The sequence below is a fragment of the Pseudomonas sp. OV546 genome (assembly GCF_900116845.1).
GTDB lineage: Bacteria > Pseudomonadota > Gammaproteobacteria > Pseudomonadales > Pseudomonadaceae > Aquipseudomonas > Aquipseudomonas petroselini.
The window spans coordinates 278301-288054 of the sequence record NZ_FPCE01000009.1; the positions used below are offsets into that span (position 1 = coordinate 278301).

The window sequence follows — 9754 nt, forward strand, 5'->3', positions numbered from 1 at the left end:
GGTGTCCTGCCGACCTATATCAAATCCCAAGCTTCAACGGCTGCTAAGCTGTTCACTCAAAAGAGGAACGCGCATGCCGAATTCAGACCTACTCCCCTCCCTGCTATCCAAACTCTACGAAAACCAGTTGGCACTTGAAGCCTCCATCATGGAGCTGTCGAACTGGGTGGAGCAGCGCGGCTCCGCAGATGTAGCCGAGAACATCCGAGGCGCTCTGGTCGCCATCGACCGCAATGAAGAATTTATCCACATGACGCTCGCGGTCATGATGACACCGGAGTAATCGCTAACAGGCAGAAATCGGCCAAAAGCGGCCTTCGGGTGTCTACGGAACTAGGTGCGCAAGCCAATAAAAACCCAGTAAACTTTAATCTATGGGGTTAACAAGCCCTCCTACTTGATTGATGCAAGCCTTCAATTTTTTTGATCGAGAGCGTGCGTACTCAGCGATATCTCAAGATCGTCTGCTACTATTTTGCCATCCATTGAACACCCGTAAACTCACCTCTAACAAATGGACTTGTCTGAATGAGCGAATTGAGTTTTAGAAACGATCTCAGCAACCTCATGCGTGATTGTGACCTGCAGCAGCTTCTGGATTTCATTGGGCATGACTATGACTTTGAAGCTGATCCCCACAGCGTGCTCGACAAAGCCGCCTATTACGGCAGGGAGGAAATACTCCTGCATGCGCTCGACCATGGAGGAAACCCCAATGGTACGGGTGAACTCTCAACGCCGCTGGCGTCGGTCTGCGGAAGGGGCGACTTAAAGCTTGCGAAGTTGCTGCTCAAACGCGGAGCAGAGGTCGACCTGAAAGATAAGTTCGGCCGTACAGCAATGATATCGGCGGTGTACAACGGGACGATTGCTGCAGCCAAGTTGCTAGCGGATGCAGGCGCAAGTCTGGACGGCGCTATGGAGGCGGCAGTGGACAAGCTTCGTATTGCCTTCGTGAAATTTCTTATCGAGGTCGGCGCACCCATTGACCAGGTCGATCGCTACGGGCTGACGCCCTTGCTCCACGCGTGCAGTGCCGGAAAGAAAAAGGGAAGCGAGATCGCTATGTTGCTTCTGCAAGCAGGAGCGGACGCTACCTACGTTCGGGAGGAAGATGGTATGTCGGCTATCAAACTCGGCTATTCGGGTTACGGTGAGTGTTCTGCGCAAGTCTTCGCTGAATTGAGGGCACGAGGGGCTCCAGAGCCTGAGTGGGGTTCTCAAATTGTGCAGTTGAGGTGACTTTCTAGCGTCATGGGAGACGAAAACTGAGTGGTAGTCGGGCAAAAGCTAAATTGCTAGTCAGCACCGTCGGTCTGCAGTGCGGTGAGATCACTCACTCTTAAGCGGGGCGGATAACAGCCTCACGCGAGCGCCCGCTTTCGGCCAATAGCAGACAGATCGTTCTACAGCCTCGGCGCTTTGTATCAGCCAGCAGAGCACTAGCGCAGAGAGGAAAAATACTGAGTAGGCGGTTTACCCAGGGCTTTTTTGAACATCGTGATGAATGCATTAACAGAGTCATATCCCAGGATGCCCGCCACACGTTGCACGGATACCCCCTCCGCCAAATGACTCAGTGCGATCATCAAATGCAATTGTTGACGCCAGCGTCCGAAGCTCAGCCCGGTCGTGCTTTCTACAAGCCTGGCCAGCGTTCGTTCACTGGTTGCAAGCCGAGTGGCCCACTCGCGCAACGTGGTTCGGTCGCCTGGATCGGAGAAGAGCGTATCCGCGATTTGTTTGATCTTGGGGTGGTCTGATATCGGCAAATGCAGCTCTTTCAGCGGAGCATCGGAAAGCTGCTCAAGCAGCGCTGCAACCAGCCGCGCTGTCTTGCCCTCGGAATCGTAAGCAGGTTCCTGTTCAGCGAGATGCAGGATCATCTCCCGAACAAGGGGCGTAATGGCAACCGTGCAGCATTCTTCAGGCATGGCTGCCGCACCGGGCTCAACGAACAGAAAGCAGGTCCGGGCGTTTTCGGTCACTCGGCAACTGTGCGGCGTGCCGCCCGGGATCCATACGGCGTGCTGGGGAGGGACAAGCCAGAGTGCATTTTGCACCTCACAGCTCACTGCGCCATGCAAAGACAGGATCAGCTGGCCTTTGCGATGATCATGCGGGCGGGCACCCGAATCATTGAGGTCAGGCGCAACCTTGAGGGCAATCGCTGCCTGGGTGAAAAGGTCTGAATCGAAATCTTCCGGCGAGGAAACGACATTTTTTGAGCTTGGCATAATTTAGGTATCAGGTGTCCTTATATCTATATTAGACAGTTCTGAAGTTCTCTACAGTTGTCTTCTTTTAAGAGGACAGATAAAGAATATGTCAGATACAAAAAACAAGTGGCATGCCATCGCGCTCGTCGCAGGCATTCTGCTTATCGCCGTGAACCTGCGCGTTCCCTTTACCAGCATCGCGCCCGTTGTGCCGCTGATCCAGAATGATTTTGGCTTGAGTGCCTCAGCTCTAGGCCTGCTTACTTCACTGCCATTACTTGCCTTTGCAGCCTTCTCCCCGCTCAGCGCATCGGTCGCCCGCAGGTTCGGCATCGAGCGCACGCTTTTCGGTGCACTGTTGGTCATTTCAGCGGGCATCCTGCTCCGTTCCGCAGGCAGTGCCTGGGCGTTGTACGCCGGTACGGTATTGATAGGCACCGGGATCGCCCTGGACAACGTGCTGCTGCCCGGCCTGATCAAACGCGACTTCTCAACAAAAATGGCGTCCATGACCGGCGCTTACTCCATCACGATGGGCGCAGCAGGCGCTGTCGGTTCAGCCGTAATAGTGCCGCTGACCCAATCATGGGGATGGCCGATTGCCCTGAGTTTGTTGGTCGCAGCCCCATTGTTGGCGCTGGTGGTGTGGCTGCCGCAGTTGAGAAAACACGAACACGTAAATCTGTCCGGTCCGAAACAAGCGCCAACCGTGGCCGTCTGGCGTTCGCCGCTGGCATGGCAGGTCACACTGTTCATGGGGCTGAACGCGATGCCTTTTTATGTCGCAGTCGGCTGGCTGCCGACCATTCTGATGGACCATGGCATATCCCCGGAGCAAGCAGGCACGGTACACGGCACGCTTCAACTGACCACGGCCATTCCCGGCTTGATTCTGGCAGCCACGCTTCGCCGTCTCAAAGACCAGAAACTGGCAGCCGCTACCGTCAGCCTGTTAACCGCCTCATCCCTGATCGGGCTCATTTACGCGCCAGACTACGCCATGTTGTGGGCCGCGCTCCTGGGCTTCGGCTCTGGTGCCAGCATGATGCTCGGCCTGACCTTCATCGGCTTGCGCACAAAAAATGCCGGTGACACGGCGGCACTTTCAGGAATGGCGCAGTGCGTCGGCTACCTGATGGCAGCCGCAGGCCCCTTGCTGCTGGGCCAACTGCACGACTGGACCGGTGGCTGGACAGCACCGCTGCTGATCACAGCCGCAATCTCCGTAGCCGGCGCATTCACCGGCATGCTGGCCGGGCGCAACGTTCAACTTGAACCTGCTGAATCATCGTCGCGAACAAGCCCAGCAATCCAGTCAGCGAATGCGCTCACAGCTGGCGATAGAAAGCGCTGATGCGGGTATAGCAGGTGCACAGGAACCGATGCGGGCTGCCAGTCAGCAAGCACTTCAACCAGCCGCCCTTCTCGCAGATGCTCGCTGACCACGTTCTCAGCGAGCTGCACCAGCCCTAAACCTTCAAGGCACATTTTGATGTAAAGCCCAGTCTCGTTGACAGCCGCTGTGCCGTTCACCGGGACTGAGATTTTTTCGGTGCCACGGGCAAAGCGCATTTCACCTGCTTGCCTTGCGCGGCCCGAGAAGTAATGGATGGCCCGGTGGTGAGACAAATCTTGCGGAGTTTGCGGAGTACCGTTCTCTTCGAGATAGGCGACAGAAGCACAGGTCACCCAGCGAAACCGGCCGAGTGGGCGCGCAACGAGCGTTGAGTCATCGAGCTCGCCTGTACGAATGACGCAATCGACACCCTCCTGAATCAGATCAACCTGCCGGTCATTGACGCCTATCATCAGGTAGATATCCGGGTAGCGCCGGTAAAAGTCTTGCAGATTTGGCATGACGATGAAGTGTGCAATGCCACCCGGCATATCGACACGCAAACGCCCCTGTGGCCGTTTTACGGAATCCGTCAGGCTGATCTCTGTGTGTTCGATCAGCTCCAATATTTCCCTGCATTGCGCCAGATATTGAGCGCCCTCAGGCGTCAGGCTGACTCGCCGCGTTGTTCTGTTCAGCAGGCGCACCTGCAAGTACTTCTCAAGATTTTTAACGCTGCTGGTAACTGTCGAGGCTGGCAGAGAGAGCGTCTGCGCCGCCTGGATAAAGCTTCCTGCTTGAGCCACACGTACGAAAACCTGCATCGCTTGAATACGGTCCATGACTGTTAGCAGCCTCAAAGCAGTGATCGGGAAAGGCCTTATTATTCGTAGAAATTGAATAATTAAAACAGTTTTACCACCTTTTTCCCGCAGTATCGCATTGCGTACATTGCTTCCAACGAAATTTGAAGAGGTGTACAGAAAATGGCTGAATATAACCGCAGCATCGTGCAGGCCCCGGCCGCTCCGGCCGCCCGCACACTTATCCGCGGCGCCACTGTGCTGAGCATGGATGGCGATATCGGCAATCTGGCGCGCGGCGATATCCTTATCGAAGGCAGCACCATCACGGCCATAGGTGAAAACCTTGAGGCCGGCGACGCTATGGTTATCGAGGCATCCGGCATGATTGCCATGCCGGGCATGGTCGATACGCACCGTCACTCCTGGGAAGGGCAACTGCGTCGAATCAATCCGAATGCCGAAACCCTGGAAGACTACTGCAACGCCACGCACTTCTCGTTCGCCAAATACTATCGCCCGGCTGACATGTATATCGGCAACCTGCTAACTGCATTGGGCTGCATCGATGCCGGCATCACCACCGTGGTCGATAACTCTCACAACAGCCGCACCGGCGCGCACTCCGATGCTGCGGTCGAGGCGCTGCTCGATGCTGGTATCCGGTCTGTACACGCCTCCGGTGCGCCAGTTTCCGGTGAGTGGGACAAAGCCCACTGGCCGGGCAACCTGGAGCGTCTCCAGGAAAAATACGTCAATAACGGTGACAACCCGCTGCTCTCGCTGGCGGTGATGGCGCAGCTGGAACCTGAGCTGTGGGCTGAGGCGCGGCGTCTGGGGCTGCCGATCATCACCGAATTTTTTGGCGGGGACATGGCAGCTGAGTTGGAGGCTTTGCATCGCGAGGGCCTGCTGCGCCCCGATAACATCTTCAACCACTGCACCTCGCTGCCGGACGCCGGCTGGAAAATCCTTCGCGAGGCTGGCGTGCGGGTCAACGTATGCCCGCGTTCAGATGCCCACTACGGCATTGAAGATGGAATGTTCGCCATGCAGTCGGCCCAGCGTCACGGCATCAGCCCGGGTCTGAGTGTTGACAACGAAACCTCCTACAGTGGTGACATGTTCATGGAGATGCGGGTGGCGTTCTACCTGCAGCGCGTTATGGGCATGCATCAGCAGCGCTGCTGCGGCGCAGATCATCTTCCGGTCGTGACCCTGGCCGCTCATGGCCTGCTCAAAGCTGCCACTGTTGACGGCGCCACCTGTGCCGGATTGCAGGACAAAGTCGGCAGCCTGGCCCCTGGCAAACAGGCCGACCTGATCCTTATCAGCGCGCAGGACATCAACCTTTACCCATCAGGCAACGCATTCGGCACCGTTGTACACGCGGCCGAACGCAGCAATGTCGACACGGTCATGATTCGCGGGCGCATCGTCAAGCGCGGCGGCAAGGTGCTGGGCGTGGACAGCGAAAGGCTGCGTGCGGCGATCGACGAATCCCGTGAGCATCTGTTTGCTGCTGCAGGCTATCAGCCGGATATTTTTGCCGAGACATTCATGCCGCTTGAGTCAGCCAAGTAAGGAGGCGCGATATGAACGCAGCTTACTACCTGCTGGCCGTCTGCGCGGGGCTTGGCATCACCCTGCAGACCACGCTGAATGGCCAACTCGCTAAAGGCGTGGGTGGAGATTCCGTAGCGGCGGCGCTGTTCTCATTTACTGCCGGAGCGGTATGCCTGGGCGTCTTTTCATTGATGCGTGGCGGGATAGTGGCCTCACTGGCGGCTATACCTGCCCAGCCCTGGTGGAGCCTGCTGGGCGGTCTGCTGGGTGCCGGTGCCTTGCTTAGCTATGTGGTGCTTGCGCCAAAAATCGGTCTATCAGCCCTGCTGGGCCTCGCTATCGCAGGTCAGATTATCTCGTCACTGGTTATCGATCATTTCGGATTGATGGGGGCATCGGAAAGGCCAGTGTCTCTCGTCAAGTTGGCCGGGTCGATGGTGATGCTCGCAGGCCTGGCCATCGCCCTGTTCGGTGACAGGTGGTCAGCGCTTTTCTCCAACTGACTGCCTTGTTTGCCCATCCTGTTTCGTAGGACGCAACCATGTTTGAAGCCCTAACCGACACCACCAGTCTTCTTGGCGAGTGCCCTGTCTGGTGTGAAAGAACCGAACGCCTGTTCTGGACCGACATCCCCGGCTGCGAGTTGCGTGCTCTGGACCCCGAAAGAGGCGAAGTACAGCGTTGGTCCCTGCCAGAGCAGCTAGGGTCATTTGCCCTCACGGCAGACGAGGACGTATTGCTGATGGGACTGGCATCCTGCCTGGGCTACTACAACCTGATCACCGGTCGTTTCAGCAAAATCACAGCCACCCCTGGCGTGCCCGGAACCCGGATCAATGATGGCCGCTGCGACCGCATGGGCAACTTTGTATTCAGCACAATGGACGCCGGTGAGCAGGTGCAAACCATAGGCAGATTTCATCGGCTCAACGCGGCAGCGCTCGAGACAGAAACTCTGGACCTTCCCGCAGTGGCGATCCCGAACAGCATCTGTTTTAGCCCGGACGGTTCCACCATGTATTACGCGGACTCCCTGCAAGGATGCATTTTCTGCTGCGATTACCCGTCGCTAGAAAACCAGCGTGTATTCACTACAGTCAACGGTCAGGGTGCTCCAGACGGTTCTTGTATTGATGCGCAGGGTTTTCTCTGGAATGCCGAATGGGGCGGCAGCAGGGTGGTGCGTTACGCGCCAGACGGCAGAGTTGACCGTGTGATCGAATCCCCGTGTGTTCAGACCACTTGCCCAGTATTAGGGGGCCCCGGTTATGCAACGCTGTACAGCACCAGCGCACGGATAGGGCTGGATAAGCCGACAGATTTCGATGGCACGCTGATAAAAGCCGAAGCCGTTTTAGCTGCCGGATCCCCTGAAGAGCGATTTACAGGACGACTGCACTGAATAGTGGGTGCTAGCCTGTCGCGCCGTTCTGAATGCCAACTTGGTAGGCGCGTATTAATGACCGCTTCTGGCCGCAAGCAGACCTTCATCGCCCCATAGTTCAGGAAAATGCAGCTTCTACAAATGCCTCTAACGCCTTATCTTCCAGGATTTCGATAGAGAAGTGCCCAAAGCGCTTGGGCAACCACATAATGCGTGTCCCGGATGGGGATTGCAGGTTCGCGCGGGTCAATGGCTTTCCGTTTTCGTCTTCTGGCTGAACACCGGCGACCGTCAGTTCGTCGTATGCCTTCTCGATATCCGGCGTTGAATAGCAGTGGCGATAAATCATCCCTTCTCCCGAGGAGTCTAATAGCTCCCGCAGGTTTCCCGCCAATGGCTGTACCAACATGAAACGCTCTTGACCGATCAGCGCTATCGCGTAGCGCACGTGCAGGCCACCTCGTTCCCAAACGAGCGTTTTGGATATCCTGGCATTAAGTATCTGTGCGTAGTAAGCACAGGCTTCTTCCAGATTATTGACCAGTACATCTACGTGACTGAACTTCAGATCCATTGCAGCCTTCCTGTTGAATCGACGTCCATGTTAAGCCGGAGACTCTCAGAATTCCATGGACTTCATGAATCTATATTATTGGTGTAGAAGTGCGCCAATTCGGCGGTAAACCCGCGTTCAAACTGAGGTAAGCGAGGAGCTGTCTATCGATTGATGGCGAACAAAAGTGACTGCCCGCTTTTGGCCGTTAGCTTCCTGTCGTCAGGGGCAGCAGTCGACCACGAAAGAGCCTTCGACCTCGATATAGGCCGAGATGCCACCCTCTTGTCCGACGCGATGGATTGGAGCGCTTAGGTTGCATCATGATCAGTTGTCGATGCTCGAAGGTATGCGCGACGAACAACCCCGGCCTAATTCATCACCCAGAACGGGTTAATCATGAGCAACCGCTTCTGAAATGACAGAAAATCTATCCAATAAATAAAGCTGCCCAGTGTCTCCATCAAACTTCGCACGCTACTTGCAAATCAGTGGTGCTATTTTTTTTACAGGCTCCCGATGCGGCGCGCCATCGAGAATGCTTAGTTTGCTGATCTCGAATTTGCAGCCGTTCGATGTATTGCTCACTAGGACAACTTCATATTGCGACCCAGGTTCAGTGCGAAAGCTTAAACCGCCAAGGCAGCGCCCTGGGAAATGGGTAACAGCAATGTTGATCGTTTGACCTCCTTTGAACGAGTATTCTGCTGCCTCTCGCGAGTTCGGATCGGGAGAATCAATCATTCCAATTCTTTTGGGCTCGCGCGCGCGCAGTGACTCTGTAAAGTTGTCGACGGGATTGTCAGAAACCACAAGTGCACCGTTGTTGCAGTCTGTCTCGGGGTATAGGTTAATCCACCCCATCTCTCGCGGCGAAACAAAACGAACCTTAGTTGAAGATTCGCTACTGTCCTCGACTATTGGAATATTCTGAGACACACACCCTGCTGTTCCGACGAGCAATAACAAACTAAGAAATGATAAATTTAACCTCATGCTCCCCTCCTTGGATTTAATCAAAGGTATTTGTTTCTTTATACTCAGCTTTGACCGCGGCTCCGTCCATCACAGGTTTGGCTGTGAATAGATAGGTCTTGCCAGGTTTGGCGTCGACTCTAACCAAGGGAAAGGCTATGCCGTATCCATAATTGATTCTTAATGCTACACCGTATATCCCAGGAGCCACTTTTATTTGACCGTAATCCACAAGAGAATTGGGCTCTAACACAGGTTTTCCCACGACTGGATATATAGCAATCACGGTGGTTGATAATCCGCCCCAAGACCAATCATTATCGGACTTGAAGTAGGCGCTTGCATCATTAGCAAGCCCCTCCGCTCCACGAGCCACAACTTTTTGTGAGCATCCTGATATCTGAACTGCAAATGCGAGTACACTTACAAGATAGAAAAGTTTTTTCATGGCTTCCTGCCAACTCAGACAACGTTAAAGTCGGAAATAACGCTCATACGAGATTTTAAAGGTGGACATCGATGATCGAAACTGCTGACTTTAATGAAAAGCAACATGCTGACCTCACTATTATTATATTTAAGATCGCAGTTTGCGACCGTCTCAATTTTCATCTCTTCAATAATATTCCCATTGAAGAGCTAAACAATTCATAAAATGATCGGGCGATTTGATATCACACTGCCACTGCGCAGTCAACGTATTGTTATGGTCCGTATAGCAGGCAGATTTTGCTGTCGCCTGCGGCATTTTCAGATTATGAATGAGGAACAGTTGGTGGAGATGAGCCATCGGCTCTATAGGTCAGTGCTCGATGCCCGCTTTTGGCCGATTTCTGCCTGTCGCGACTGGCTGAAATCGCCATTCAGCAAACCGGATCCCGATAACGTCTTATCCAGGAATACTGGAAGGATTTAGGC

11 protein-coding genes are annotated in these 9754 nt (G+C 54.7%); 6 read left to right on the forward strand and 5 right to left on the reverse strand.

Annotated features, from left to right (window positions below; translation table 11 throughout):
* Nucleotides 1-73 precede the first annotated feature (73 nt).
* Together BM403_RS21355 and BM403_RS21360 are read left to right on the forward strand one after the other, a co-directional pair.
* Nucleotides 74-283, forward strand: a complete 210-nt coding sequence (locus BM403_RS21355; protein WP_043205317.1) for a hypothetical protein — start codon at nucleotides 74-76, stop codon at nucleotides 281-283.
* Nucleotides 284-528: 245 nt separating this feature from the next.
* Entirely contained in the window at nucleotides 529-1242 is a 714-nt protein-coding gene (locus BM403_RS21360) for an ankyrin repeat domain-containing protein (protein ID WP_012724085.1), read from the forward strand.
* 200 nt (nucleotides 1243-1442) lie between these two features.
* On the opposite strand, the gene BM403_RS21365 is transcribed toward BM403_RS21360, so the two are convergent.
* A complete protein-coding gene (locus tag BM403_RS21365) occupies nucleotides 1443-2237 on the reverse strand; it encodes an AraC family transcriptional regulator (protein ID WP_093544640.1) in 795 nt (264 codons plus the stop codon).
* An 88-nt stretch (nucleotides 2238-2325) separates the two neighbouring features.
* Between BM403_RS21365 and BM403_RS21370 the strand changes: the two genes are divergently transcribed.
* On the forward strand, nucleotides 2326-3573 hold the full coding sequence (locus tag BM403_RS21370) for an MFS transporter (RefSeq protein ID WP_093544643.1): 1248 nt from the start codon (nucleotides 2326-2328) through the stop codon (nucleotides 3571-3573).
* Here BM403_RS21370 and BM403_RS21375 read toward each other — a convergent pair.
* Entirely contained in the window at nucleotides 3486-4397 is a 912-nt protein-coding gene (locus BM403_RS21375) for a LysR family transcriptional regulator (RefSeq protein WP_093544646.1), read from the reverse strand. The two genes, BM403_RS21370 and BM403_RS21375, sit on opposite strands and share 88 nt — an antisense overlap.
* A gap of 144 nt (nucleotides 4398-4541) precedes the next feature.
* On the opposite strand from BM403_RS21375, the gene BM403_RS21380 reads away from it, so the two are divergent.
* Genes BM403_RS21380 through BM403_RS21390 form a run of 3 tightly spaced genes read left to right on the forward strand, consistent with a single transcriptional unit; the run spans nucleotide 4542 to nucleotide 7326 of the window.
* On the forward strand, nucleotides 4542-5942 hold the full coding sequence (locus BM403_RS21380) for an amidohydrolase family protein (protein WP_093544649.1): 1401 nt from the start codon (nucleotides 4542-4544) through the stop codon (nucleotides 5940-5942).
* 11 nt (nucleotides 5943-5953) lie between these two features.
* Nucleotides 5954-6427 (forward strand): DMT family transporter, encoded by a 474-nt coding sequence (locus BM403_RS21385; protein ID WP_093544652.1) that lies wholly within the window; start codon nucleotides 5954-5956, stop codon nucleotides 6425-6427.
* 38 nt (nucleotides 6428-6465) lie between these two features.
* Nucleotides 6466-7326: an SMP-30/gluconolactonase/LRE family protein gene (locus BM403_RS21390; RefSeq protein ID WP_093544655.1), complete on the forward strand. Its 861-nt coding sequence runs from the start codon at nucleotides 6466-6468 to the stop codon at nucleotides 7324-7326.
* 100 nt (nucleotides 7327-7426) lie between these two features.
* Here BM403_RS21390 and BM403_RS21395 read toward each other — a convergent pair whose 3' ends face one another.
* The 3 genes from BM403_RS21395 to BM403_RS31650 all read right to left on the reverse strand — a co-directional run bounded on the left by BM403_RS21395 (nucleotide 7427) and on the right by BM403_RS31650 (nucleotide 9284).
* Nucleotides 7427-7882, reverse strand: coding sequence for a VOC family protein (locus tag BM403_RS21395; protein ID WP_093544657.1), 456 nt, complete (start codon nucleotides 7880-7882; stop codon nucleotides 7427-7429).
* 456 nt (nucleotides 7883-8338) lie between these two features.
* Nucleotides 8339-8857, reverse strand: a complete 519-nt coding sequence (locus BM403_RS31645) for a hypothetical protein (protein ID WP_139237995.1) — start codon at nucleotides 8855-8857, stop codon at nucleotides 8339-8341.
* Nucleotides 8858-8873: 16 nt separating this feature from the next.
* On the reverse strand, nucleotides 8874-9284 hold the full coding sequence (locus tag BM403_RS31650) for a hypothetical protein (protein ID WP_139237996.1): 411 nt from the start codon (nucleotides 9282-9284) through the stop codon (nucleotides 8874-8876).
* Nucleotides 9285-9754 lie beyond the last annotated feature (470 nt).